Annotated in this window: 21 protein-coding genes and 1 tRNA gene; 15 read left to right on the top strand and 7 right to left on the bottom strand. The window is 73.7% G+C overall.

Going from position 1 to position 25,718, the window contains the following annotated elements:
- The first annotated feature begins 250 nt into the window (after nt 1–250).
- The 6 genes from ENKNEFLB_RS19965 to ENKNEFLB_RS19940 all read left to right on the top strand — a co-directional run bounded on the left by ENKNEFLB_RS19965 (nt 251) and on the right by ENKNEFLB_RS19940 (nt 6,377).
- The gene (locus ENKNEFLB_RS19965) at nt 251–2,632 is read left to right on the top strand and encodes a heavy metal translocating P-type ATPase (RefSeq protein ID WP_275955917.1); all 2,382 of its coding nucleotides are present in this window, start codon (nt 251–253) and stop codon (nt 2,630–2,632) included.
- A 42-nt stretch (nt 2,633–2,674) separates the two neighbouring features.
- Nucleotides 2,675–3,100, top strand: a complete 426-nt coding sequence (locus tag ENKNEFLB_RS19960; RefSeq protein WP_214056962.1) for a DUF6153 family protein — start codon at nt 2,675–2,677, stop codon at nt 3,098–3,100.
- A 78-nt stretch (nt 3,101–3,178) separates the two neighbouring features.
- Nucleotides 3,179–3,820, top strand: coding sequence for a DUF305 domain-containing protein (locus ENKNEFLB_RS19955; protein WP_214056961.1), 642 nt, complete (start codon nt 3,179–3,181; stop codon nt 3,818–3,820).
- A 119-nt stretch (nt 3,821–3,939) separates the two neighbouring features.
- Nucleotides 3,940–4,869: an endonuclease/exonuclease/phosphatase family protein gene (locus tag ENKNEFLB_RS19950; protein ID WP_214056960.1), complete on the top strand. Its 930-nt coding sequence runs from the start codon at nt 3,940–3,942 to the stop codon at nt 4,867–4,869.
- 121 nt (nt 4,870–4,990) lie between these two features.
- Nucleotides 4,991–6,208 (top strand): LCP family protein, encoded by a 1,218-nt coding sequence (locus ENKNEFLB_RS19945; protein WP_214056959.1) that lies wholly within the window; start codon nt 4,991–4,993, stop codon nt 6,206–6,208.
- A complete protein-coding gene (locus tag ENKNEFLB_RS19940) occupies nt 6,201–6,377 on the top strand; it encodes a hypothetical protein (protein WP_214056958.1) in 177 nt (58 codons plus the stop codon). The genes ENKNEFLB_RS19945 and ENKNEFLB_RS19940 overlap by 8 nt, the downstream gene beginning before the upstream one ends.
- 34 nt (nt 6,378–6,411) lie before the next feature.
- Here the strand turns inward: ENKNEFLB_RS19940 and ENKNEFLB_RS19935 are convergent, their stop codons facing one another.
- The 3 genes from ENKNEFLB_RS19935 to ENKNEFLB_RS19925 all read right to left on the bottom strand — a co-directional run bounded on the left by ENKNEFLB_RS19935 (nt 6,412) and on the right by ENKNEFLB_RS19925 (nt 8,018).
- On the bottom strand, nt 6,412–6,804 hold the full coding sequence (locus tag ENKNEFLB_RS19935) for a large conductance mechanosensitive channel protein MscL (protein ID WP_214056957.1): 393 nt from the start codon (nt 6,802–6,804) through the stop codon (nt 6,412–6,414).
- A gap of 38 nt (nt 6,805–6,842) precedes the next feature.
- Complete coding sequence (locus ENKNEFLB_RS19930) at nt 6,843–7,565, bottom strand: RcpC/CpaB family pilus assembly protein (protein WP_214056956.1); 723 nt, start codon at nt 7,563–7,565, stop codon at nt 6,843–6,845.
- 87 nt (nt 7,566–7,652) lie between these two features.
- The gene (locus ENKNEFLB_RS19925; RefSeq protein WP_214056955.1) at nt 7,653–8,018 is read right to left on the bottom strand and encodes an FmdB family zinc ribbon protein; all 366 of its coding nucleotides are present in this window, start codon (nt 8,016–8,018) and stop codon (nt 7,653–7,655) included.
- 78 nt (nt 8,019–8,096) lie between these two features.
- On the opposite strand from ENKNEFLB_RS19925, the gene ENKNEFLB_RS19920 reads away from it, so the two are divergent.
- Nucleotides 8,097–10,742 carry a penicillin acylase family protein gene (locus ENKNEFLB_RS19920; RefSeq protein ID WP_214056954.1) on the top strand — a complete coding sequence of 882 codons (2,646 nt, stop codon included), beginning with the start codon at nt 8,097–8,099 and terminating at the stop codon, nt 10,740–10,742.
- Between the two features lie 9 nt (nt 10,743–10,751).
- On the opposite strand, the gene ENKNEFLB_RS19915 is transcribed toward ENKNEFLB_RS19920, so the two are convergent.
- Nucleotides 10,752–11,366 (bottom strand): 5-formyltetrahydrofolate cyclo-ligase, encoded by a 615-nt coding sequence (locus tag ENKNEFLB_RS19915; protein ID WP_214056953.1) that lies wholly within the window; start codon nt 11,364–11,366, stop codon nt 10,752–10,754.
- A 23-nt stretch (nt 11,367–11,389) separates the two neighbouring features.
- Here ENKNEFLB_RS19915 and ENKNEFLB_RS19910 point away from each other — a divergent pair, with 23 nt between their 5' ends.
- The 8 genes from ENKNEFLB_RS19910 (at nt 11,390) to ENKNEFLB_RS19875 (ending at nt 17,989) form a co-directional block, all read left to right on the top strand.
- A complete protein-coding gene (locus tag ENKNEFLB_RS19910; protein ID WP_214056952.1) occupies nt 11,390–12,775 on the top strand; it encodes a UTP--glucose-1-phosphate uridylyltransferase in 1,386 nt (461 codons plus the stop codon).
- Complete coding sequence (gene glp, locus ENKNEFLB_RS19905; RefSeq protein ID WP_214056951.1) at nt 12,768–14,051, top strand: molybdotransferase-like divisome protein Glp; 1,284 nt, start codon at nt 12,768–12,770, stop codon at nt 14,049–14,051. The genes ENKNEFLB_RS19910 and glp overlap by 8 nt, the downstream gene beginning before the upstream one ends.
- Entirely contained in the window at nt 14,048–14,530 is a 483-nt protein-coding gene (gene moaC / locus ENKNEFLB_RS19900) for a cyclic pyranopterin monophosphate synthase MoaC (RefSeq protein ID WP_275955916.1), read from the top strand. The genes glp and moaC overlap by 4 nt, the downstream gene beginning before the upstream one ends.
- Nucleotides 14,527–15,042, top strand: coding sequence for a MogA/MoaB family molybdenum cofactor biosynthesis protein (locus tag ENKNEFLB_RS19895; protein ID WP_214056950.1), 516 nt, complete (start codon nt 14,527–14,529; stop codon nt 15,040–15,042). The genes moaC and ENKNEFLB_RS19895 overlap by 4 nt, the downstream gene beginning before the upstream one ends.
- Before the next feature lie 71 nt (nt 15,043–15,113).
- Complete coding sequence (locus tag ENKNEFLB_RS19890; protein WP_246535690.1) at nt 15,114–15,674, top strand: GNAT family N-acetyltransferase; 561 nt, start codon at nt 15,114–15,116, stop codon at nt 15,672–15,674.
- A 178-nt stretch (nt 15,675–15,852) separates the two neighbouring features.
- Nucleotides 15,853–16,791, top strand: a complete 939-nt coding sequence (gene sepX, locus ENKNEFLB_RS19885; RefSeq protein WP_214056949.1) for a divisome protein SepX/GlpR — start codon at nt 15,853–15,855, stop codon at nt 16,789–16,791.
- Between the two features lie 66 nt (nt 16,792–16,857).
- Nucleotides 16,858–16,933, top strand: a tRNA-Ala gene (locus ENKNEFLB_RS19880).
- Nucleotides 16,934–17,149: 216 nt separating this feature from the next.
- A complete protein-coding gene (locus ENKNEFLB_RS19875) occupies nt 17,150–17,989 on the top strand; it encodes a beta-ketoacyl-ACP reductase (protein WP_214056948.1) in 840 nt (279 codons plus the stop codon).
- Between the two features lie 139 nt (nt 17,990–18,128).
- Here the strand turns inward: ENKNEFLB_RS19875 and ENKNEFLB_RS19870 are convergent, their stop codons facing one another.
- The 3 genes from ENKNEFLB_RS19870 to ENKNEFLB_RS19865 are packed head-to-tail and all read right to left on the bottom strand — an operon-like array spanning nt 18,129 to nt 25,670.
- Entirely contained in the window at nt 18,129–20,120 is a 1,992-nt protein-coding gene (locus tag ENKNEFLB_RS19870) for a 3-oxoacyl-[acyl-carrier-protein] synthase III C-terminal domain-containing protein (protein ID WP_214056947.1), read from the bottom strand.
- A 40-nt stretch (nt 20,121–20,160) separates the two neighbouring features.
- Nucleotides 20,161–21,252 carry a carboxyl transferase domain-containing protein gene (locus ENKNEFLB_RS22740; RefSeq protein WP_246535689.1) on the bottom strand — a complete coding sequence of 364 codons (1,092 nt, stop codon included), beginning with the start codon at nt 21,250–21,252 and terminating at the stop codon, nt 20,161–20,163.
- A complete protein-coding gene (locus ENKNEFLB_RS19865; RefSeq protein WP_246535688.1) occupies nt 21,252–25,670 on the bottom strand; it encodes an ATP-binding protein in 4,419 nt (1,472 codons plus the stop codon). Before ENKNEFLB_RS19865 ends, ENKNEFLB_RS22740 begins: the two co-directional genes overlap by 1 nt.
- Nucleotides 25,671–25,718 lie beyond the last annotated feature (48 nt).

Here is a 25,718-nt window from a genome sequence, read left to right as displayed (position 1 = left end):
GCCTCCGGCCCGTCGTCGTCGGGTCCTTCGGCGAGCGGCGTGCCCAGCCTGATCTGGCCTGGGTTGCACGAGTGGCCCGCTGCCCAGGGTGCGGCGGGGCACGGGTGGCCCCGTCCGAGGTGGTGGCCGGGGGCAGGGCTGCGGCCTCGGTGCGCCAGGGGCCGGTCCCGGCAGGCCCGACCCCCACTCGCTGGACGGGCGGTGTCCGCCAGCTACCTGTCGCTATACCCCTGGGGGGTACTGTTTAGATGTGTCCAGCCATTCAGCCCACCACGAGGCGCACCTGTCACCGAACACCACGGACCCGGTCTGCGGGATGGACGTCGACCCCACCACCAGCGGGCACACCGTCCGGCACGACGGCGAGTCGTTCTTCTTCTGCTCGGCGGGCTGCGCCGCGACGTTCGAGGCCGACCCAGACCGCTACTCCGGGCCCGACCGCGCCCCGGGACAGTCCCCGGGTGGCACCGCAGGGCCCGGGCCGGGGGGCGAGGTCGCGGAGTACACGTGCCCGATGCACCCCGAGATCCGGCAGGACGGTGCCGGCTCGTGCCCCCTCTGCGGGATGGCCCTGGAACCGGTCCTGGTGACCGCCGAGACGGGCCCGAACGCGGAGCTGGTCGACATGACGCGCCGGTTCTGGGTGAGCCTGGCCCTGTCGATCCCGGTCGTCATCCTCAGCATGGGCCGCGACCTCGTCCCGGCCCTGCGCGACCTCGTCGACGCCCAGGTCTCGGTCTGGGCGCAGCTGGTCCTGGCGACGCCGGTCGTGCTCTGGGCCGGGGCGCCGTTCTTCGTCCGCGGCTGGGCCTCGGTCCGGACCCGGAACCTGAACATGTTCACGCTGATCGCGATGGGCACCGGCGTCGCCTGGCTCTTCAGCATCGTCGCGACCCTCGCGCCCGGTCTGTTCCCGGAGGCGTTCCGGATGGACGGTGTCGTCGCGGTCTACTTCGAGGCCGCTGCGGTGATCACCACCCTCGTTCTGCTGGGCCAGGTCCTCGAGCTCCGCGCCCGCGAGCAGACCTCGGGGGCGATCAAGGCCCTGCTCGACCTCAGTCCGACGACAGCCCGACGCGTGGGAGCAGATGGCGCCGAGGAGGAGGTGGGCCTCGACGAGGTCCAGATCGGGGACCGGCTGCGGGTCCGCCCCGGCGAGAAGGTCCCCGTGGACGGCGTGGTCGACGAGGGCCGTTCGGCGGTGGACGAGTCCCTGGTGACGGGGGAGTCGATGCCGGTCACCAAGACCACCGGGGACCCGGTCATCGGCGGCACCGTCAACCAGACCGGGGCCGTGGTCATGGTCGCCGAGAAGGTCGGTCGCGACACCATGCTGGCCCGGATCGTGGCGATGGTCGCCGACGCGCAACGTTCCCGCGCGCCCATCCAGCGGATGGCCGACCGGGTCGCCGCCGTCTTCGTGCCCGCCGTGATCGCCATCGCCCTGCTCGCGTTCGTCGTGTGGGCGCTGGTGGGCCCCGACCCGCGACTGGCGCACGCCCTCGTCGTCGCGGTCGCGGTCCTGATCATCGCCTGCCCCTGTGCCCTCGGGCTGGCCACGCCGATCTCGGTCATGGTCGGCGTCGGACGCGGCGCGCAGATGGGTGTGCTGATCAAGAACGCCGAGTCGTTGGAACGGATGGAGAAGGTCGACACCCTCGTGGTCGACAAGACCGGCACCCTCACCGAGGGCAGGCCGTCGGTGACCCGGATCGTCGCGGCAACCCCCGCCCGGTCCGCAGGCGGACCACCTCTCGCGGACGCCGACCTCCTGCGGCTCGCTGGCACGGTCGAGCGGGCCTCCGAGCACCCCCTGGGGCAAGCCATCGTCGACGCAGCCCACGACCGAGGCATCACCCTCGGTGAGGTCACCGACTTCGACGCACCGGTCGGACGCGGTGTCGTCGGCGTGGCCGACGGGCACACGGTCGCCCTGGGGAGCGCCGACTTCATGAGCGCCCGGGACCTCGACCCCACCGGCCTGCTCGTCGAGGCGGACCGGCTCCGTGGTGACGGGGCGACGGTCATCTTCATCGGCGTCGACACCGCTGTGGCCGGCATCGTCGCCATCGCCGACCCCGTCAAGGCGACCAGCGCCGACGTCGTCAGGGCCCTGAACGCGGAGGGCATCGAGGTCGTGATGCTCACCGGCGACAACCGGGTCACCGCCGAGGCCGTCGCCCGCTCCCTGGGCATCGACCGCGTCGAGGCCGAGGTCATGCCCGACCGCAAGGCAGAGGTCGTCCACCGTCTGCGCGGCGAGGGTCGCGTGGTGGCGATGGCCGGTGACGGTGTCAACGACGCCCCCGCGCTCGCCGCAGCCGATGTCGGGCTCGCGATGGGCACCGGCACCGACGTCGCCATCGAGTCCGCCGGGGTCACGTTGCTCAACGGTGACCTGGGCGGCATCGTCCGCGCCCGCCAGCTCTCGGCGGCGACGATGTCGAACATCCGCCAGAACCTGGTCTTCGCGTTCGCCTACAACGTCGCCGGGATCCCCCTCGCCGCCGGCGTCCTCTACCCGGTCTTCGGGGTCCTGCTCTCGCCGATGATCGCCGCCGCCGCCATGGCCCTGTCCTCGGTGAGCGTCATCAGCAACGCGCTGCGCCTGCGCACCCACCGCCTCGACTGATCGCGCCGAGCAGCCGGAACCAGCGAACGTACGATCAGGGGGGTGAGCGCCGTGCGACCGACCACCAGCACAGGCGGGGCCGTCCCCGGCCTGCTTGCCGCCGTGGTCGTGTCCATCGTGCTCGGCATCCTCGGGATGCACGCCCTGTCCACCCACGGGGTGATGGGCGGGGCCGACCACGGCGGGCACGCCGCCATGGGCGACGACACCGGTGGCGCCAGCTCCGACCCCGCGGACAGCCCAGCCGTCGGCGGGCACGACACGGGCGGCATGGTCATGCTCTGTGCCGCCATGCTCGCCGCCACCGCCGCTGCTGCACTCCTGCTCCTCACCCACCGCACGCGGCGCACCCCGCGGTTCTGGGCGCTCCTCCCCGCCGCCACGACCACGACGACCACCACGGGGGTCACCCCCCGCCTCGGGACCGGCCCACCACCGGTCTGGGCGTTCTCCGTCATCAGGCGCTGATCGGCAGCCCCGCCGCCCCCGCGACGCGGCGCGCGGCACGCAGCCGACCGACCAGCACCCACCCCCAGGAGAACCGCCATGCGTAGCAACCGCACGACCCGCGCCGTCAGCGCGACCGCCCTCGGCCTGACCCTCGCCCTCACCGCCGCTGCCTGCGGCGGCGGCGACACCGGAGGCGAGACCAGTGCCCAGGCGTCCGCCACCGAGCACAACGACGCCGACGTCGCGTTCGCCTCCGAGATGCTCCAGCACCACGCCCAGGCCCTCACCATGGTCGACCTCACCATGGAGCGCGAGCTCGACCCCGAGGTCCGGCAGCTGGCGGACGACATCCGCGCAGCCCAGGCCCCGGAGATCGAGACCTTCACCGACTGGCTCATCGACTGGGACGAGGAGGTCCCCAGCACCGTGCGCGACCACGCCAACGCCGACCACGGGGACGGCGAGGCCGGGGAGGCGACGGACGGCATGGACGCCGGGGCCATGGACATGCCCGGGATGATGTCCGCAGCCGACATGACCGCCCTCGAGGACGCCCCCGACTCCGCGTTCCAGGACAGGTGGCTCGAGCTGATGATCGAGCACCACTCGGGCGCCATCGACATGGCCCAGGCCGAGCTTCAGCAGGGCCGGTACCAGCCCGCCATCGACCTCGCCGAGGAGATCGCGGACTCGCAGGCCGGTGAGATCGAGGCCATGGAGACCCTGCTCGTCTCCTGACCCAGGAGCGCCGCTACGACCCCACCGCGCCCCCACCCGCGGTGGGACCGTCTCGCCAGCCGCGGACGTCCCGTGATTGTCTAGCCCGGCCCGCCCCCCGGTTCAGGATGGATCTCGACATGCCCCCCACCGCTCCCGCCAGCACGCCCCGCACCTCCAGGCTGCGCCACGTCGCCGTGCACGCCGCGTTCCTCACGCTCCTCCCGGCACTGGCCGTCGCCGTCGGGCCCGGGTCCACGGCGGCAGCAGCGCCCGCCTCGACGGCGCGCACGAGCGCTGTCGCCGCCGCTGCTCCTGCGGCTGCCGCGGCCGCGCCGCGGATCCGGTTCAAGACCGCCTCCTTCAACATCCTCGGCTCGCACCACACGACCGGGCCGGGCGGTTTCGCCGACGGCAAGAAGCGGGCCCGGCTCGCGGTGAAGTTCCTCAAGAACGAGGGCACCTCCGTGCTGGGGATGAGCGAGGCCGAGCGTGAGCAGATGCGGATCGTGACCCGCCGTGGCGGCTTCACCTCCTTCCCGTCCTGGCGGAAGTCCACCGACACCCAGACCGCGCAGTCGGTCGTGTGGAAGCCGCAGGTCTGGGCGAAGGTGCGCAGCGGCCGCTTCGTGATCCCCTTCAACTACGGCAACAGCCGCGAGCAGCCGATGGTGCTGCTCCGCCACAAGGCCAGCGGCAAGAAGGTCTGGGTGGTCTCGGTCCACCTGCAGTCCGGGTCGTCGAAGGCCGCCGTCCGTGAGCGGGAGATCGGCATGCAGCGGACCATCCGGCAGGTCAAGAGGCTCACCGCCACCGGCAACCCGGTGCTGCTCAGCGGCGACATGAACGACCGCAAGCGGATCTTCTGCCAGGTCCGGGCCAAGACCGCGCTGCTGTCGGCCTCCGGCGGCTCCTGGCGTCGCGGCTCGTGCCGCCCCCCGGGCGGGGCGCGCATCGACTGGATCTTTGGTGGCAAGCGGCTGTCGTTCTCCAGCTTCCGCTACGCGAACAGCCGCCGCATCAACGCGATCACCGACCACACGGTCCCGGTCGCCACCGTCACCTGGTGAGCACCGCGGGCGAGCAGCCCGCCGCGCCCCGGGGGCCTCGCCCCCGGGGCCGGACATTTGGAACCGGGGCGGGCGTCGGCAACACTGAGGCCTCCTGACCGAGCCCCGAGGACGTCCCCACATGACCGAGCCCACGCCCGAGTCGACGCACGGGCGTCGCCGGGCCCGCACCAGTCGGCGCCACACGGTCGCGAAGGTGCTCATCTCCTCCTTGGTGGTCGTGGCCATGGTGACCGGGCTCGGCGTGGTCTTCCTCTACCGCCACCTCAACGACAACCTCACGGTGCTCGACCCCGGCAGCCAGCTCACCGACCGCCCCGAGAAGGCGGTCGACGAGGTGCCGCAGGAGCCGCTGAACATCCTGGTGATGGGTTCCGACACCCGTGCGGGCGAGGGCAACGCGATCGACAACGAGTCCGGTGCGGGCGGCTCCGACACCACGCTGCTGTTCCACCTCTCGGCCGACCGCGAGAACGCCTACGGCATCAGCATCCCGCGCGACTCCATCGTCGACCGGCCGTCGTGCACCACCGACGACGGCGACGCGATCCCGGCCGAGACCGACGTGATGTGGAACGAGGCCTTCACCGTCGGTGGCCCGCTGTGCACCGTGCAGCAGTTCGAGCAGCTCAGCGGCGTGTTCGTGGACCACTTCGTGGTCGTCGACTTCAACGGCTTCCGCGACATGGTCGACGCCATCGGCGGTGTCGAGGTCTGCATCCCCGAGGACATCGAGGACCCGGCCCACGGGATCAACATCCCGGCCGGGACCCGGGAGATCTCCGGCTACGAGGCGTTGAACTACGTCCGGGCCCGCTACACCCTCGGCGACGGCTCCGACATCGGCCGGATCAAGCGCCAGCAGGCCTTCATCGCCGCGATGGCCAACAAGGTCGTCTCCGGCGGCATGCTGGCCCGTCCCGACCAGCTGGTCGGCTTCCTCGACGCCGCGACCGAGTCCCTGACCGTCGACCCGGGTCTGTCCAACGTGCTCAAGATCGGCCGGATCGGGCTGGGCTTCAGCGGCATCGGGCTCTCCAACATCCGGTTCAGCACCGTGCCGTTCGAGTACGACACCCGCCCCGGTTTCGAGGGCCGCGTCGTGTGGACCCCCGAGGCCGCCGACGTCTGGGACGCGATCGCGGCCGACGAGCCGCTCTCGCGCCGCCTCGAGGGCGAGACCGTGATCAGCGCCGACAGCGTGCCCGGCACCTCGAGCGACGAGTCCGCGAGCCCCTCGGACGGGACGTCGGCGGGTCCGTCGGGCGGCGCCTCGGCGCCGCCGCAGGCCGACCCCGAGCGCGAGGCCCAGCTGGAGGCGGCCGGTCTCTGTGCCTGACCGGACCCCTGGCCGGGAGGAGACGCCGGCCGAGCGCCGTCGGCGGCTGGACGCGGTGTTCGGCGACGTCCTGCCCGACACGACGAGCGACGAGCGGGGCGAGGGCACCGACGACCCGGGTGCGGACGCCTGGCTGCGCGCGCAGGTGCCCCCGCACCACGGGGGCTGAGCCGCCGAGCGGTCCCGCGGCCCTCGGGCGCAGGTCAGGCGGGCGGACCCGCGTGGCTCCCGCCGACGGCACCGGTCGCGCCCGGGCCGGAACCGGCCAGCAGGTCGCGGATCTGGCGGAGCAGCTCGACGTCCTCGGGGGTGCCGGCCGGGGGGCTCGGGAAGTACCGCTCCTTGGCCTTGGTGTAGGGCAGCACCACGAAGAAGTAGACGACCGCGGCCAGGATCACGAACGAGACGACGGCGTTCAGGAACGCGCCGAGGCTGTTCGGCTGGTTGGAGAAGTACTCGCTGGTGCTGTCGGGCAACTGCTCGGTGAGCCAGTTGGTGAAGGTGCTGACCACCGCGCCGAAGGCCGTGGCGATGATGACGGCGACGGCCAGGTCGACCAGGTTGCCGCGCAGCAGGAAGTTCTTGAACCCGGACATGAAGGCCTCTCGACGTCTTTGAGATGGGTTCACGCAGGCTAGGGGGCCTCCCACGTGAAAGTCACGAACCCCGCCGCGGAGGCCTGCGTGAGCGCGGCCACCTCCTCCGGGTCGACGGCCACGACCACCAGCGAGCCGGGGGGCGTGGCGCCGACCCCGGCGCCCGCAGCGGGGGCACCGGGCGCCTCGGGCGCCGGGACGGCCAGCACGTCGACGCCCGTGGCGACGGTCGACCCGGACGCGTCGGGGCCGCCCTGGAGGTCGGCGGCCACCAGGTCGACGCGGTCGCCGACCTCGAGCAGGTCCACCGCCGCGGCGTCGGCGAGCCGGACCGGCAGGGTCGTACGCCCCGGGCCCGCGGCGGCGAGGTCCGCACCGACCAGACGTGTCGCCGCGAGCAGCTCGCCGGCGCCGACGGGGCCGGCCACGACGCGGCCGACCACGGACCCCGGGTCCGGCGGGCCGGTGCCCGGCGGCACCAGCGTCGCAGCGACCGTGCGGACCTCGACGTCGTCGGTGCCGATGGTCGCGCCCGCCGGCAGGTCGTGCGCGGCGACGACCACGCCCGCGGTCGGGACCGGCGCCGGGGTGACGGCGCGAACGGCCGCGAGCACGGCGAGCCCGGTCAGCGCCGCCGCGAGCAGCCGCCGACGGGCCAGCAGGACGCGCCGCGCGGTCCGCCGCGCGCGGCGCAGCCGCAGGCGCCACGGCAGGGCGGGTGGCGCGGGACCGGCGGGCGTGGTCGGAGGGCGTCGGGGCACGTCTCGACGCTAGGTGGCGCGGCCGGGTCGGGTCGGCACCACGACAGCAGCTGGGGAGCAGCGCTCGCCGAGGCCGCCCTGTGGACGTCAGCCGGTCGCGGCGGACCCGCCGGTCTTCGCGGGGGCGGCAGGCTTGTCGCCGCCGGCGGCCGGCTTCTTCTCAGCAGACTTCTCGGCCGGCTTGTCGGACGTCCCGGACTTCCCGCCGGACGTGTCGGACTTGTCGGACTTGTCGCCCCCGCCGGCGGGCGCGGTCGAACCGCCCTTGCCCGCGGCCTCGCGGCTGTCGTTGCGGTAGAAGCCGGAGCCCTTGAAGACCACGCCGACGGCGTTGAACAGCTTGCGCAGCCGGCCCTGGCACTGCGGGCACTCGGTCAGCGCGTCGTCGGAGAAGCTCTGCACCTGCTCGAAGCGGTGTCCGCACTCGGTGCAGGCGTACTGGTAGGTCGGCACGGGGTCTCCTCGTTCTCTCCGGGGCCGTCTGGCACTCGCGCGCCCCGACTGCCAATCCTACGACAGGGGCCGCACGGCATGATGGGCACCACCATGGCCGACGAGACCACCACGGCGCCCCGGCCGGGAGCGCTGGCCCGCGCCCGTCGGGCCGTCCTCGGCTGGCCGCCGGCGGCGCGCCTCACCTCCTACGTCGCGCTCGGCGTCGTGCTGAGCCTCGTGCTCGGCCTGGTCCTCGTGGTGACGGTGGTCCGTCGACCGCTGCCGCCGACCGAGGGTGCCGAGGTGATGCCCGGGCTGACCGGTGACGTGGAGGTGCTGCGCGACGCGCACGGCGTGCCGCAGGTCTGGGCAGACACCACCGAGGACCTGATGCGGGCCCAGGGCTGGGTCACGGCCTCCGAGCGGTTCTTCCAGATGGACGTGCGTCGCCACGTGGCGGAGGGCCGGCTCGCCGAGCTGTTCGGTGCCGACGCGGTCCCGGGCGACCGGCTGGCGCGCACCCTGGGCTGGGCGCGGACGGCCCGCGCGGAGCTGGCCGTCGTGGAGCCGGAGACCCGGGCGGCGCTGGCGGCCTACGCCGCGGGCGTCAACGCCTACCTCGAGGCCCGTGGCACCTCCGAGGTCGCGGTCGAGTACACGCTGCTCGGGATCGGCGGGGTCGGCCACACGCCCGAGCCGTGGAGCGAGACTGACTCGCTGGCCTGGCTCAAGACCGTGGCCTGGGAGATCGGTGGCGACCTCGACGCCGAGGTCGACCGGGCGCTGACCACCGCCGCCGTCGGGGAGGCCGTCGTCGACGACCTGTTCCCCTCCACCGAGGTCGCCGACCCGGTGGTCGACCAGGGCGCGCTGGTCGACGGGGTCTTCGAGCAGGACGCCGTCACCGGCGGGACCCGCAACCCGCTGCGCCCGGCGTACGGGCCGTTGGACGACCCCGGCGTGCTCGACCAGCTCCGCCGCACCGACGCCGCCCTCGACCGGCTGCCGTCCTGGGTGGCCAGCGGCGCCGGCCGCGGGTCGAACGCCTGGGTCGTCGACGGCGACCACTCCGTGACCGGGGCGCCGTTGCTGGCCAACGACCCCCACCTCGACGCCACCCTGCCCGGGGTGTGGATGCCGGTGGGTCTGCACTGCCGCGAGGTCAGCGCGGCCTGTCCGTACGACGTGGCGGGGTCCAGCCTGCCCGGGGTGCCCGGGGTGGTGGTCGGGCACAACGCCGACGTGGCGTGGGGCGTGACCAGCCTGGGGGCCGACGTCACCGACCTGTTCCTCGAGCGCGTCGACGGCGACACCTACCGCTTCGAGGGGGAGTCGCTGCCGTTGCGGGTGCGCCGTGAGCGGATCCGCGTCGCCGGCGGCGACGACGTCGAGGTGGAGGTGCGCTCGACGCGCCACGGTCCGCTGCTGAGCGACGTGCTGGACCCGGTGGCCGACGTCGCCGGGAGCGAGGACCACGCCGTCGCCGTCCGCTGGACCGGCCTCGAGCCCGGCACCACCGCCGACGCGATCCTGGCCCTGGACCGGGCCGCCGACTGGGAGGACTTCCGCGCCGCGGCGGCCCGCTTCACCCTGCCCGCGCTGGGCATGGTCTACGCCGACACCGCGGGCCGGGTGGGGTTCCAGGCCGCGGGCGCCGTGCCGGTGCGCAAGAGCGGCAACGACGGGTCGCTGCCGGTCGCCGGCTGGCGCGCGGAGACCGACTGGACCGGGCGCGACGTGCCGGCGGCCGGCCTGCCGAGCGTCGTGGACCCCGACGGCGGGGTGCTGGTCGCGGCCAACCAGGCCGCGGCGGGGACGCGCTACCCGACCCTGCTGACCACCTCCCCGGACCCGGGCTACCGGGCCGCGCGGATCACCGAGCGGCTCGACGCCGCGCTCGCCGAAGGAGGCCGCGTCTCCGCCCAGGACATGGTCTCGATCCAGGGCGACGACCTGCACCCGCTCGCCGACAGGCTCGTGCCGCTGCTGCTCGACGTGGACCTGCCCGCCGGTTACGCCTCCGACGGGCAGCGGCTGCTCGCGACCTGGGACGGCACGCAGCCGCCGACCAGCGGGGCGGCGGCCTACTTCAACGCCGTGTGGCGCTCCCTGCTCGCGGGTGCCTTCGACGACGAGCTGCCCCTGGCGGTCCGCCCGGACGGCGGCGCCCGCTGGGTCGCGGTGGTCGACCGGCTGCTCGACGAGCCGGACTCGCCGTGGTGGGACGACCTGGGCACCGACGGCGAGATCGAGTCCCGCGACGACGTGCTCCGCGACGCCCTGCTCGACGCCCGGGACGACCTGACCTCGCGGCAGGCCTTCGAGGCCGACGAGTGGACCTGGGGCCGCGCGCACGCGCTCGACCTCGAGGCCGCCACCGGACCGCTGTGGGGCAGCGACGTGGCCCGGGCCTTCCTGGACCGCACCGGCCCGCCGACCGGGGGTTCGGGCGCCGCGGTCGAGGCGACCGACTGGGACGCCGCGGCCCCCGACGAGGAGCCCGGCGACGACCCGTGGCGGGTGACCACCGCCCCGTCGATGCGGATGGTGGTCGATCTCGGCGACCTCGACGCCTCCGGGTGGGTCACCCTCGGTGGCGTCTCGGGGCACCCGACGAGCCCGCACTACGACGACCAGCTCGACCCGTGGGCCGCGGGGGACCTGCTGGCCTGGCCGTTCAGCCGCGAGGCCGTCGAGGACGCCGCCGAGGACGTGCTGGTCCTCGAGCCCGGCGAGGAATAGCCGGGGTCCTCAGAACCGGTGCACCCCGTCGGCGGTCGCGACGGCGCCGACCCGGCGGTCGTGCTCCTCGCCCGGCACCGAGCGCCCCACCTCCTCGGGGTAGAGCAGCACGCAGGTCAGCGTGCCGGCCGGCACCCGCGCCAGCGCCCGGTCGTAGGAACCGCCGCCACGGCCGAGGCGCAGGCCCGTGTCGTCCACCGCGAGCCCGGGGACCAGGACGACGTCGGCGCCGGCGACGGCGTCGCGTCCCAGCGGCTCCCCGAGGGGTTCGAGCAGGCCCCGGCGGGCGGGGTAGAGCTGGCTCTCCCCGGTGTGGGAGGCCCAGTCGAGGTCGCCGTCGGCCTGCAGCAGCGGTAGGAGGACCCGCCGGCGGGAGGCCAGCAGGGCGTTCAGCAGGGCCGAGGTGCCCGGCTCCGCGCCGACGGCGACGTACGCCGCGACGGTCCCCGCCCGGCGTACCTCCGGGGTGTCGAGGAGGTGCGTCGCGGTGGCCCGGGCGTCCTCGGCGAGGGACGCGAGGGGGCGCCTGCGACGGCCCGCGAGGACCTGGTCGCGCAGCGCCAGCTTGGCCGGCCCCGCCGAGGGCGGGGTCGGCGGATGAGGAGGAGGTTGCGACCCGGCCACCGGTCGAGCCTACGATCAACCGCATGGGTAGCCCAGCACTGAAGAAGGCCCTGGCGAAGATGGCAGGGGCCGGCATCGACGAGGTCGCGGTGGAGACCTTCGCGCACTACTTCCGACTCCTCGAGCACGGGGAGACGGGGATGGTGCCGGAGTCGACCATCGACCCGGTCGACATCGACCGTCTCGACGACGTCGAGGTCGACGACGAGACCGCCCGCGAGGCCGTCCGGCAGACGGCGGTGATCAAGCTGAACGGCGGCCTGGGCACCTCGATGGGGATGGACCGTGCCAAGTCCCTGCTCTGCGTGCGCCGCGGGCTGTCCTTCCTCGACATCATCGCCCGCCAGGTGCTGCACCTGCGCTCCGAGTACGACGCGCCGCTGCCGCTGTTGATGATGAACTCGTTCCGCACCTCCGCCGACACCCTCACCGCGCTGCAGCGCTACGACGACCTCGCCGTGGACGGGCTGCCGCTGGAGTTCCTGCAGAACAAGGAGCCCAAACTGCTGACCAAGGACCTCAGCCCGGTCAGCTGGGACGCCGACCCGGACCTCGAGTGGTGCCCGCCCGGGCACGGCGACATCTACACCGCGCTGCGCGGCACCGGCCTGCTCCAGGACCTCATCGACCAGGGCTACCGCTACGTCTTCGTCTCCAACTCCGACAACCTCGGCGCCGTGCCCGACGCCCGCGTCGCCGGCTGGTTCGCCCAGTCGGGCGCCCCGTTCGCGATCGAGGCCGTGCGTCGCACGCCCTCGGACCGCAAGGGCGGGCACTTCGCGCGCCGCAAGGCCGACGGCCGGATCGTGCTCCGCGAGAGCGCGCAGACCCTGCCCGAGGACGCGAAGGCGCTCGCCGACCTCGACCGGCACCGGTTCTGCTCGACCAACAACCTGTGGTTCGACACCCACGCCATGAAGGAGGCCCTCGACGCCCGCGACGGCATCCTGGGCCTGCCGCTGATCCGCAACGTCAAGAACGTCGACCCCGGTGACCCGTCCAGCCCCGAGGTGGTCCAGGTCGAGACCGCGATGGGTGCCGCGATCGAGGTTTTCGAGGGCGCCCGGCTGATCGAGGTCGGCCGCGAGCGGTTCGTGCCGGTCAAGACCACCAACGACCTGCTGGTGCTGCGCTCGGACGTCTACGAGATCGGCCAGGACTTCGTCCTCGACCCGGTCGCCGAGGTGCCCTTCGTCGAGCTCGACGGCGACCACTACAAGCTGGTCGGCCAGTTCGACAAGCACTTCCCCGAGGGCGCCCCCTCGCTGAAGGAGGCCACCTCCCTGCGCATCGAGGGCGACTGGACCTTCGGTCGCGGGGTGAGGGTCCAGGGCGACGTCGCCCTCGAGGGCGGCACCGGACGCCGCGTGGAGGCCGACGAGGTCCTGACCGGCACCCGCAGTGGCTGAGCCCGGCGCGGACCGGACGGGCGCGCCGCTCACGGTCGAGCAGCACCTCGCGCAGGTGCTCGCGACCGTGGGGCCGCTGGAGCCCGTACGGCTGCCGCTCGACGAGGTCCGCGACCTCGTCCTGGTCGAGGACCAAGTCGCGCCGCTGAGCCTGCCCCGCTTCACCAACTCCGCGATGGACGGGTACGCCGTGCGGGCTGCCGACCTCGGCAGCCCCTCCGAGGCCGCGCCGGTCGAGCTGCGGGTCGCCGGCGAGGTCGGGGCCGGGCAGGCCACCACCCGGGTCGTGCCGCGCGGCGAGGTCGTCAAGATCATGACCGGCGCGCCGGTGCCGGACGGCGCCGACGCGGTGGTGCCCTACGAGTGGACCGACCGCGGCGCCACCACCGTGCGGATCACCCGCGCGCCCGCGGTGGGCGCGCACCTGCGGGGCGCGGGGGAGGACGTCACGGCGGGCGACCTGCTGGTCGCCGCCGGCACCCGGCTCGGCCCCCGCCACGTCGGCCTGCTGGCCTCCTGCGGCATCGCCACGGTGCCCGTACGTCCGCGCCCGGTCGTCGCGGTGCTCTCGACCGGCACCGAGCTGCGCGACCCGGCCACGGCGCTGGCCGACCTGCCCGACGACGCGATCTACGACGGCAACTCCTACCTGCTGGCCGCGGCCGTCGAGGCCGCCGGCGCCACCGCGCTGCGCCTGGGGCTGGTCGCCGACGAGCCGCAGGCGTTCCTCGACGTGCTCGCCCGCCTCCGCGCCGAGGGCGGCGTGCACGCCGTCGTCACCTCCGGCGGGGTCAGCCAGGGCGACTTCGACGTCGTGAAGGCGGCGCTGCGCCCGTTAGGCACGGTGTGGTTCGGGCCGGTCGCGATGCAGCCGGGCAAGCCGCAGGGCTTCGGCCACGTCGAGGGCCTGCCGATCTTCACCCTGCCGGGCAACCCGGTGTCGTCCTACGTCTCCACCGAGCTCTTCGTGCGGCCGGCGCTGCGCACGATGATGGGGCTCGAGCCGGTCAGCCGCCCGCTGGTCGACGCCACGCTCACCGAGCGGGTCACCTCCCCGCCCGGGAAGCGGCAGTTCCTGCGCGGCACCGTCAGCGTCCGCGCGGACGGCCTCGAGGTCGCGCTCAGCGTCTCGCCGGTCGGTGGCTCCGGCTCCCACCTGGTCGGCGACCTCGCCGCGGCCGACGCGCTGATCGTGGTCCCCGAGGACGTCACCGTCCTGGAGCCCGGGTCCGCGGTGCAGGTCGTCCGGCTGACCCGTCCCGAGGAGGGGCTGTGAACGACGACGGACCGGCGCGTCTCACCCACGTCGACGAGCAGGGCGCGGCGCGGATGGTCGACGTCAGCGCCAAGGACGTGACCACGCGGACCGCCCGGGCCTCCGGCCGGGTCCTGGTCTCCGCCGAGGTCGTCGGGCTGCTGCGCGGCGAGGGCGTGCCGAAGGGCGACGCGCTCGGGGTCGCCCGGGTCGCGGGGATCATGGGCGCCAAGCTCACCCCGACCCTGGTGCCGCTGTGCCACCCGCTGGCGATCTCCGGGGTCACCGTCGACCTCGAGGTGCTCGACGACGCCGTCGCGATCGGCGCCACCGTCCGGACGACCGACCGGACCGGGGTCGAGATGGAGGCCCTGACCGCGGTGTCGGTGGCCGCGCTGACGCTGGTCGACATGGTCAAGGCCGTCGACAAGGCCGCGGTGATCACCGACGTGCGCGTGGAGACCAAGAGCGGCGGCCGGTCCGGGGACTGGGCGCGATGAGCGGGACGACGCGCCACCCGCAGGTGGAGCCGCGCGGTTCGCTCGGCGCCGCCGTCGTGGTGGCGTCGAACCGGGCCGCGGCCGGGGTCTACGAGGACACCACCGGCCCGCTGATCGTCGACGCCCTGCGCGACCTGGGCTTCGCGGTGGGGGCGCCGGTGGTGGTGCCCGACGGTGAGCCGGTCGGCGAGGCCGTGCGGGCCGCGGCGGGGGCCGGCGTACGGGTCGTGCTCACCACCGGCGGCACCGGGCTGACCCCCACCGACCGCACGCCGGAGGTGACCCGGGCGCTGCTCGACCACGAGGTGCCCGGGATCGCCGAGGCGATCCGCGCGTACGGCGTCGCCCAGGGCGTGCCGACCGCGATCCTCTCGCGCGGCCTGGCCGGCGTCGTGGGGCACACGCTCGTGGTGAACCTCCCCGGCTCGCGGGGCGGGGTGAAGGACGGGCTCGCGGTGCTGGCGCCGGTCCTGGTCCACGCCGCCGAGCAGGTCGTCGGGAGCGACCACTGAACGGCCCCGGGGCCTACGGACGCGCCGGCCGGGCCTGGCCGGCACGACTCCGCTCCGGCCACGACCCCGAGGTGTCGCTGCGCCCCCTGGCCCGCGGCGACGCCGAGGCCTGGCGCGAGGCCCGCCGCCGCAGCGCGGCCTGGCTGGTGCGGTGGGACGCGACCGTGCCGCCCGGTGGGTCGACCCGCCCCGCGTCGTACGGCGCCCTGGTGCGCCGGATGAACCGCCAGGCGCGCGAGGGCACCACGTTCCCGTTCGCGATCGAGGTCGACGGCGACTTCGCCGGGCAGGTGACGGTCAACAACGTCGTCCGCGGCTCGGCGCAGTTCGCCTCGGTCGGCTACTGGATCGACCAGCGCTTCGCCGGCCGCGGCGTGATGCCCCGCGCCGTCGCGATGACCATCGACCACTGCTTCGGCCCGCTCGGGCTGCACCGCGTCGAGGTCGCCATCCGCCCGGAGAACACCAACTCGCTGCGGGTGGTGGAGAAGCTCGGCATCCCCGAGGTCGGCTACGCGCCCCGCTTCCTGCACATCGACGGCGACTGGCGCGACCACCGCCTCTACGCGATCACCGCCGAGGACGTCCCCGGGGGCCTGGTGGCGCGGTACGAGCAGACGCTGGCGGGGTAGGGCCGCGAAGTCCCCGGTCGGCCGGGGACTTCTGAACATGTCGGCCCTTGCAAAGGCCGACATGTTCGAAACCTGCCCGTCAGGTCCGGGCGTACGAACCACACCTGCACCACAGGCAAAACGCGACACACGGGCGCGCGTCCCGGCCCCCCTGGCCCCGCCCTCCTAACCTCAGGTCGTGGACCTCAGCGCACTCATCTTCGTGGCCCTCGCGGTGGCCTGGACCGTCTACCTGGTCCCGAAGGCGATCCGCCACCACGACGAGGTCGCCCGCAGCAGGTCGGTCGACCGGTTCTCCGCCACGATGCGGGTCCTCGCCCACCGCGAGGCCGTCAGCGCGCGCGACAGCCGCCTGGTCGTCAGCCCCGGCCGGCCGCCCGCCACGACGTCCGTCACCACCAAGGAGGGCCCGGCGCCCTCGCCCGAGCCCGCCCCCCGCGAGGTCCCGGTCGCCGTACGCCGTCGCGCCGCTGCCCGTGCGGCAGCCCGCCGACGGCGCGTGCTCGGTGCCGTCCTGGGCGCGCTCGCCGCCGTCGTCCTGCTCGTCGTGGCCGGCGTGCTCGCCTGGGCCTGGACCGCCGTCCCGGTCGTCCTGCTCGTCGCATGGCTGACCGCCTGCCGGATGATGGTGCGGGTCGAGACCGGGCGGGCGGCCGACGCGCAGCTGCGCCGGGCTCAGCGCAAGGACGCCCGCGCGGAGAAGCGCGACCTGCGCCGGGAGGCGCGCATCGCGCGCCGGGCCGAGCGCGACGAGGACTTCTACGCCGACCACGACAAGCCCTCGCCGCTGCTGCCGGCCGTCGACGACGACGGGGGCGACCCCACCCAGGAGGTCGCGGCCGTGGTGGCCGGCGCCAGCTCGTCGGTGCGCAGCGCCGCCGAGGCCGGCATGTGGGACCCCGTGCCGGTCACCCTGCCGACCTACGTCGGCAAGGCGACCGCCGCGCCCCGCACGGTCCGCACCATCGACCTCGACTCCACCGGCGTCTGGACCTCGGGCCGCTCGGAGTCCGACAGCGCCCTGGCCCGCGAGGCCGAGCAGGCCGCACGCACCGAGAAGGCCGAGCGCGCCGAGCGGGACCGCGCCGCCGACGAGCGGCGCGCGACCGGCTCCTGACCCGGGCGGGTTTCGGCACCGGCCGCGGCTGGTGCTACCGTTTCGCACCGCGTCGCAAGACGCTCCGGGGCTGTGGCGCAGTTGGTAGCGCGTCTCGTTCGCAATGAGAAGGTCAGGGGTTCGAATCCCCTCAGCTCCACCAGACGCCGTGAGGCCCCTCGACAGCAGCGATGCTGACGAGGGGCCTTCGTCGTTCCCGGACGACGGAGCACGGCCCAGCGCGCTTCCCCGACGGTCTGCTCGCGGCCCTTCCCACCACCCTCGCGGCCTGCCATGGTGGGGCCCCCACCCGTGGGCGCGGCCGGCGCAGCCCGTACTGCGCCTGACGCCGCGTCCCGAAGACGCTCGGAGGCACGCGGTGAACGAACTCTCAGGTACGTCCGTCGATCCGTCCGGTTTCATCGCCGGCGACAAGCTCTCCGGGAGGGTGGCCCTGGTCACCGGCGGCACCCGCGGGATCGGTGCCGCCATCGTGCGGAGCCTGGCCAGCCAGGGTGCGTCGGTGGCGGCCGGCTACACCGGCAACACCGCGGCCGCCGAGGAGTTCCTCCAGACGTTCGAGAACGACTTCGCCCACGAGGGGCGGCTGACCATCCACCGGGGCAACGTCTCCCGCCCGGAGGACTGCCGCCGGGTCGTGCAGGAGGTGCTCGACCAGCACGGCCGCCTCGACATCCTGGTGAACAACGCCGGGATCACCATCGACAAGATGGCCATGTCGATGTCGGTGGAGGACTGGGACACGGTGCTCTCGGTCAACCTGTCCGGCTCCTTCTACATGGCCCAGCCGGCGCTCGAGCACATGGTCGAGCGGGGCACCGGTCGGATCATCTTCGTCTCCTCGGTGATCGGGGAGACCGGCAACGTCGGCCAGGCCAACTACGCGGCGTCGAAGGCCGGCATGCTCGGGCTGACGAAGACCCTGGCGCGCGAGGCGGCGTTCGTCCTGGCGAAGGCCGACAAGGTCACCGAGGACAGCGTGGGCATCACCGTGAACACGGTGACGCCCGGGTTCGTGGCGACCGACATGGTCGCGGCCATGCCCGAGAAGGCGCTGGAGCGGATCAGGAAGCAGATCCCGGTGGGGCGGCTGTGCCGTCCGGAGGAGATCGCGCGCGTGGTCCACTTCCTGGCCGCGGACGCCTCGGCCTACATCACCGGGCAGGTGTGGGGCGTCAACGGCGGCATGGACATGTGACGCGGACTCGACCGGCCGGGGCTCCGCCTGATTCCCGAGTCCTTGACGGGCAGGTTTCGAGCTTGTCGGGCTTTGCAAAGCCCGACAAGCTCGGAAGTCCCCGGCCGGCCGGGGACTTCCGGCGGCGTCCGCCCGTGGGCTACCCGAAGGCGAGCCCCACGTTCTCGGTGGACTGCGGGGGAGGCGGCTGCCGGGCGCCGACGGCCCCCTCCCCGGCTCCCGCCACGGATCCGTCCTCAGGCCCGTCCGCAGGCCCGTCTGTGGTTCCGTCGGACAGGGCCACCACGGCCGGGTCGATGCGCATCACGCTGAACCCGGCGACGGCACCTGCCCCGAACCCCGGTGCGAAGACCCGCACCGGCGCGGTGATCACCCCGTCGCGGACCGCGTCGTGGATGGCCAGCGGGATGCTCGCCGACGAGGCGTTGCCCACCTGGCTGATGTTGAAGAACAGGCTGTCCTCGGAGAGACCGGCGTCCGCGGCCAGCTGCACCACCATCGTCTTGTTGGCCTGGTGCGGGACGATCAGGTCGATGCTGTCCAGGAGGGTGCCGCCGGCCCCATCCGGGCCGGGCAGCGCCTTGAGCTCCTCGATCATCTGGGTGAGGTAGCGACCGGCCAGCGACTTCACCTCGGGACCGTAGACGGTGATGTTGTTGTCGAAGTCGGGGTTCGGCCAGATGATCGAGTTGACCTCCGAGGCCGGGCCGCTGGCGTAGGTCTGCAGGTACTCGACGTCCGGGGCCTCTCCCTCCGGCGCCACGCCCACGACCAGGGCGGCGGCCCCGTCCCCGAAGATCATCCGGGAGGGCCGGACGTTGCCGATCTTGTCCGAGAACTTCTCGGCGCAGACGACCAGGACGGGGCGCTGCACCTCCTGGATCAGTCGGGTCGCCTCGGACAGCCCGTACGGCAGCCCGGCGCAGGCGGCCACCAGGTCGAAGGACGCGTGCGTCTGCTGGATCCCCAGCTCGCCGGAGATCCAGGTGGCCACCGAGGGGATGAGCCGGGTGCTGGTGCAGGTGCAGACGATCACCGCGCCGATGTCCTCGGGCCCGCGACCCGCGTGGGCGAGGGCCTTCCGGGCGGCCCGCAGGGCCATCTCCTCGAAGCTCTCGGAGGTGTAGAGGCGCTGCTCGATCCCGGTCTTGTCCCGGATCTCGTCGGCGGTCATCGGCGACCAGTTGTAGGCGGCGTTGCGGATCAGGTCCTGGTTGGTGCAGGCCCGGTCGCCGTGGACCACCGCCAGCGCCTCGATGCGCGGCATCACCGTGAACTGCGACGCCACGTCGATGCTCGGGTAGGGCCGGACGGGCGCGACCGGCTGCGGCGCGGCCCGTGCGGCGCCGCGGGTCCCCCCGTGCTCCAGGCGGCGGAAGAACGCCTCGACCTCGTGGGTGCGGGGGTGCAGCGTCACGACGTAGTCGTCGTCCTGCAGGTCCCCGACCCGGACCAGGTCGGCCTTCTCCCGGTCCCACGGGTACTGGTTGTGCAGCACCATCGCCCAGCGGTGCAGCGCCTCCATCTCGGGCGCGTCCTCGGCGCTGTCGACGATGTCGGCGAAGTCGTACCGCGGGTAGTCGGGGTCGTAGTCCTGCAGCCGGAACGTCAGGTTGTCGGGGTCGGCGAGGATCTCGGCGACCGTCGGCTTCGTCGCCGTCAGCTCGGTCGCGTGGTGCTTGCGGTGGCCGAAGACGTCGAAGAGGATCCGGAAGACCCGGTCCTCGGCGTCCCCGTCGAACGTCGAGGGCAACGCCTCGTACGCGCGCGCGACCGCCGCCACCTTCGTGTCACCGTCCTCCCAGGGCGTGAGGACGGGCAGGAACACGTCGGTCCGGCGCCGGGGGACGTCGGCCCAGCGGGTCGGGCGCTTCTCGAACAGCGTGTGGGCGAACCGGCCGACCCAGAACATGTTCAGCGCGACGTCGCGCATCAGCTCGTAGCGGCTGGCGTACCGGCCCTGCTCGACGCGCTGCAGGATGTCGGTGCCGGTCGGCGCCTTCGTCTCGAAGTCCCGCCGGATGACGGTGTCGAGCTGCTCGAGGGTGTCGATGGTGGACAGGTCGAGCTCGGGGACGACGTTGGAGGGGAAGACGATCCGGTCGTGGCGGTTCACGAGGAAGGGCTGCACGGGGCTCCTGCTGTCTGGGGTGTGGTGGACGGCCGACCGGTCAGTCGGTGCGCTCGGTGCTCTCGCTGGTGACGCCGGACGCCCGGCCGAGGCCGCGCTCGACGGCACCGATCAGGTACGGGCGCAGGTCCCGGGCCGCGATGATCGTGTCGACCGACCCGACGCGCCGGGCCCGTTCGATGGTGTGCACGTCCTCGAACTCCTGGGCGACCTCGCCCAGCTTCTCCGAGCGGACCGAGGTCCGGCGGTCGGCCAGCTCGGCCCGGAGTGCGGCCTGCTGACCCTCGTCGGCCTGCGCCAGCTCGGCCTCCAGCGCGGTCACCCGCGGGTCGCCCGCCGTACGCCGGGTGACGTCCCGGGCGAAGACCACCGCCGCGGCCGGCGCACCACCGATGACCGAGGCGTAGGACCCCTCGACGGCGACCACCTCCATGTTGTCGTTGAGCACGCCGGAGAAGACGACGAAGGCGCCGCCGTGGTAGCGCGACACGACGCAGAAGACGATCGGCCCGTCGAAGTTGACCATCGCCCGGCCGATCTCCGCGCCGTACTCGAGCTGGCTCTTGCGCAGCGACTCCGGGGAGCCGTCGAAGCCGGACAGGTTGGCGAGCACGACCAGCGGGCGGTTGCCGCTGGCGGCGTTGATGGCGCGGGCGGTCTTCCTGGAGGACTGCGGGAAGAGGGTGCCGGCGGTCCACTGGTCCGGACCGTCCGCGGGGAACGCGCCACGACGGGGGATCGGGCGTGACTCGATGCCCAGCACGGTGACCGGGTAGCCGCCCAGGTGGGCGTCGAGGACCACCGTGGTGTCGGCGTCGGCCATCCCCGCCCAGCGCTCCAGGACCTCGTGGTCCTGGTCGACCACGGCGCGCATCACGGTGCGGATGTCGAAGGCCTTCTTGCGCTCGGGGTTGGCCTGCGCGGACCAGATGTCCCCGACGGTCGTGAAGTCGCTGACCGGGTGCTGGTGCGGGTAGGCGCGCACGTCGCGGTCGTGCGGGTCGGTCGTCTCGGCCCGCCGGGGAGAGGACTCCCCGGGCGCGACGTAGGCGTGGTCGTAGTGCGCGAGGAGGACCTCGCACGCGGCGGGCAGGCTCGGGGCCCAGTACTGCGCCTGCCCGTTCGGGCCCATCACCCGGTCGTACCCCCGATGCCGAAGTTGTCCTCGGCGGAGACCCCTCCCGAGTAGTCCAACGACTGCTTGCCGGTGAGCACCATCGCGCTGTCCGGGGTCATCACCAGGATGCCCTTGGTGTGCATCAGCATGGTCGCCTCGGCGTTCCAGTACGGCTGGGCCCCCACGTTGATCCCGGTGACGACGACGTTCACCTCGCCGCCGCGCTGGGTGAACGTGATGAGCCGGCGCAGCACGCGCGAGACCCAGTCCATGTTCTCCGTGCCGCTGTCCATCGATATCTTGGCTCCCGAGGACAGCGCGAACCACTCGACGGGGACCTGCATCTGCTCGGCGAGGTCGAGGGCCCCGATCACCAGGGCGCACTCCGGCTCCGCCACGGAGCCCAGGGCCCGGGTCGGGTCGCCGAACAGCGCGACCCGCGTCATGCCCTCGGGGTAGCGAGGGGTCGGGGTGCTCACCACGCCCGCGACGATGCCGGCCTCGTTCTGGCCGGGCGGGCGCTGCACGGGCACCAGGCGGCCGTCGGCGTCGAGGTCGTGCTCGACGAAGCTCCCGTCGGGACCGGCGACCTGCGAGACGAGCTCGTAGGGATAGGTGGCGCCCCGGGCGCGCGAGCGCCGGACGTTCTGGGAGTAGACGTCCAGCGGCGCCAGCGGCTCCGTGGGTGGGTCGCTCACGGTGACCTGCACCCCGGTCGGTCCCTCGGTGAAGCGCAGGGCGACGTAGCGGGGGGCTCCTCCGGCCTCGTCCTTCACCCGCCCCAGGACCATCACCTCCTCCAGGCCGGCCCCGGCCGTCAGCGGCGCGGTCGTCCGGGTCAGGCCGTCGACGTCCTCCAGCGGGAAGTCGATCAGGGGCCACACGTAGAGGTGGACGAGGTTGGCGTCGAGCCGGTTCCGGCGCCGCGCCTGGTGCCGACGGATGCCGTCGAGGCAGGCCGCCAGCGCCCGCTCGAGGGCCGGGAAGGAGACGACCTGGCCGGACGCGTCCCGCAACGGCGTGATGTCGCGGACCTCGGCCAGGGCCACCAGCCGCTCGTCCGCCGGGTTGTCCTTGGCCGTGCACCGGAACAGGTAGGTGTCCTCGGCAGCCGGGAGCCGGGTGCCGTCGAAGTGCTTCAGCCGCCACAGGTCGAGGCGCTGGCCGGTCAGCGGGTGCATGTCGCGGAGCACCCGGTCCTCGGCGAGGCCGGCCTCCCCGGGCCGGAAGGTCAGCTGTCTCACGTGGTCGCCCCGTCCGGCGAACACGGTGAGCGTGACGCGGCGACCGCTGTCGACCAGGGGGACGCCCTCGACCATCCGCAGCAGCACCGCGGACACCTCGTCGTCGTCCTCCGGGGCCTGGCTCCAGGCGACGTACAGGTCGACCACCAGGTTCGTCGGGTCGTCGAGCTCCTGCGCCATCGAGGAGACGGTCCGGGCGGTGGCGGTCAGCCCGTCCACGTCGGTGACCGCGCAGACCAGGTGCAGCCGCTCGCCCTGCAGGTCGAAGCTCCCGGTGACGAACTGGCGGTCCTCGCGCACGAAGGACCGGACGTCCTCCAGCGTGCGGATCTTGTAGTAGCGCCGCGTCAGCGCCTCGAGCAGGGGCTCGTGACCCCGGCTGTCCGCGACGGCGCGCACCCCGAGGAGGGTCACGGCCGGCTCGGTCAGGGCGGCGATGGCGGCGATGTGCTCGGCGCGGTCGTCGGCCTCCGGGTGGGCGTCGAGGTGGTCCAGGTGCTTCTGGATCCCCTGGTAGGCGTCCTGCCGGGCCTGCTCGATCAGCGGCTCCTCGAAGACCTGGAAGCGCACGGTCCGGGCCAGGTCGCCCAGCGAGGGGTAGCGGAGCTGGGTGGCGCCGACCAGCCGGTCCAGCACCTCGCCGACGGCCTGGCGACCCTCGGCCGGGACCTCGTCGCGGTGGACCAGCCAGTGCTCGAGCAGGGCGGCGACGACGGGCACGTGGTCGGCGGCCCGCTGCTGGGCCAGGAACAACCGGTAGACGGCCTCCTCGAGCTCCGGGCTCCGCTCAAGCCCGTCGATCCCGTGGTGCTGCAGCGCCCGGGACAGGCGGGTCCGGAAGCTCTCCGGGAGGTCCTCCTGGTCGACGTCGAGCGAGTGGAGGTAGGTGTGGAAGTGCTCCCGCGGGCTGTGCACCTGCTCCTCGGTCGAGCTCTCCTCGTCGGTGGGACGGTTGCGGGAGAGGTCGCACAGGTCGGCGAAGGTGGTCGCCACCGCGACCTCCGCCGCCAGCAGGTCGCCGTCCTCGGGGCCGACCTGGTCGAGGACCGCCGCGTAGTCGGCCACCAGCGCCACGCCCCGGGCGGCGCTGACGTCGTAGCCCCTGATCAGCGAGCGCAAGTCGGCCAGCATGGCCAGCGCGCGCAGCTTCGGGTCGTCCGCAGCGGCCTCCGCGGCCGGCCCGAAGTCGACCTGGGGCGCCGTGGAGACCTCGACGTCGTCCTCGGCCTGGTCCAGCCGCAGCAGCGGTGCCCCCGCATCGACCTGGGAGTTGACCACGGCGAGGACGTCGCGGACGGTGCCGGCCGCGGGGGCCCGCACCGCGGTCTCCATCTTCATGCTCTCGAGCACGACCAGCGGCGCGCCGGCCTCGACCCGGTCGCCGGCCGCGACGCGCACCGCCACGACCACCGCCGGCGCCGGGGCACGCACGACGCCGGCGTCGTCGTGCACGATCCGGCTGGTCGCGCCGTCGACGTCGACGAGGTGGCTGCCCGTGCCGGCCACGCTGCTCACGTGGTGGCGGCGTCCTCCGACGTCGAGCAGGCTCCGGTGGTCGTCGATCCGGTCGCGGTCGACCACCACCTCCTGGTCGGCCACCTCGAGCCGGTAGCGCTGTGGCCCGACCTGGCCGACGGTGACGGTGTACGTCCGTCCCTGGTGGGCGAGCTCGACCTGGCGCCCGACGGCGTGGCCGGCGCGGGGGCGACCTCCGCGCGCCGAGGCCAGGAACGCGGCGCGTTCCACCGCCTCCTCGGCGTCGTAGACGTCGATGGCCACGCTGAGCAGAGCGATGTCGGCGTGACCCGTCGGTGCCGTCGCGAGCTCGGCGCTGACCCGGTCGAGCCACTGGGTGTCCGCCTCGCCGGAGACCACCTCGGGACGCGCCAGCAGGTCGAGCAGGAACGACTTGTTCGTGGTCCCGCCCTGGATGAGCACGGTCGTCTCCCGCAGGGCGCAGCGCAGCCGCGCCAGCGCTTCCGGGCGGTCGCGTCCCCAGGCGATCACCTTGGCCACCATGGAGTCGTAGTCCGGGGGGATCACCTCGCCGGCCGCGATGCCGGTGTCGACCCGGATGCCCGGACCGGCGGGCGGGGTGAAGACGGTGACGGTGCCCGGTGCCGGGGCGAACCCCTCCGCCGCGTCCTCCGCGTTCAGCCGGACCTCGACCGCGTGCCCGGTCTCGGGGGGACACTCGCCGCTGAGCGGCTCCCCGAGGGCGACCAGCAGCTGCAGCCTGACCAGGTCGAGCCCGGTGGTGGCCTCGGTGACGGGGTGCTCCACCTGCAGGCGGGTGTTCACCTCCATGAACGCGAAGGTCTGGTCCTGGGGCTGGTAGAGGTACTCCACCGTGCCGGCGCCCTGGTAGCCGGCGGCCGAGACGAGCGCGATCGAGGCGGTGCGCAGCCGCGACATCTGCTGCTCGCTGAGCACGGGGGAGCCGGACTCCTCGACCAGCTTCTGGTTGCGCCGCTGGATGGAGCAGTCCCGTACGCCCGGCGCCCAGACCGTCCCGTGGGCGTCGGCGATCACCTGCACCTCGATGTGGCGCCCGCCGCCGACCAGGCTCTCCAGGAACACCACGGGGTCCCCGAAGGTGGCCCGCGCCTCGGCCCGGGTGCGCTCCAGGGCCTCCGGCAGCTCCTCCGGCGTCCGCACCATGCGGATCCCGCGCCCGCCGCCGCCGCTCCTGGCCTTGAGCATCACCGGGTACCCGATGGCCTCGGCCTGCCGCGCCGCGTCCTCGGGGCCGTCCACCGGCCCCCCGCTCCACGCGGCCACGGGGACCCCGGTCTGCTCGGCGAGGAGCTTGGCCTCGATCTTGTCCCCCAGCTGCCGCATGGCCCGCGCGGACGGGCCGACGAAGACGAGCCCGAGGCGCTCGCAGAGCTCGGCGAACGCCGGGTCCTCCGCCACGAACCCCCATCCGACCCACACGGCGTCGGCCCGGCCGAGGCCCAGCGCGCGCTCCAGCTCGACGTGGTCCAGGTACGGCACGCCCGCCGGGCCGGCGTCGCGCAGGCACACCGCGTCGTCCGCGGCCCGGACGAACAGCGACTTCTGCTCGGCGCGGGTGTGCAGCGCGACCACCTCGATGCCCCAGCCACGTTCCTCGTTGAGCTGCCGGACGGCCCGGGTGAGCCGGATGGCCGGTTCGCCGCGGTTGACCACGGCCAGTCGCTGGAACACGTGGTCCTCCGTCGGTCGCGTTGTGGTGCGGATCACTCACACAACAGC

This window comes from Nocardioides aquaticus (assembly GCF_018459925.1).
Classification (GTDB): domain Bacteria; phylum Actinomycetota; class Actinomycetes; order Propionibacteriales; family Nocardioidaceae; genus Nocardioides; species Nocardioides aquaticus.
Note: the sequence above shows the minus strand (reverse complement) of the source record. Positions and strands in the feature narration are given on the sequence as shown.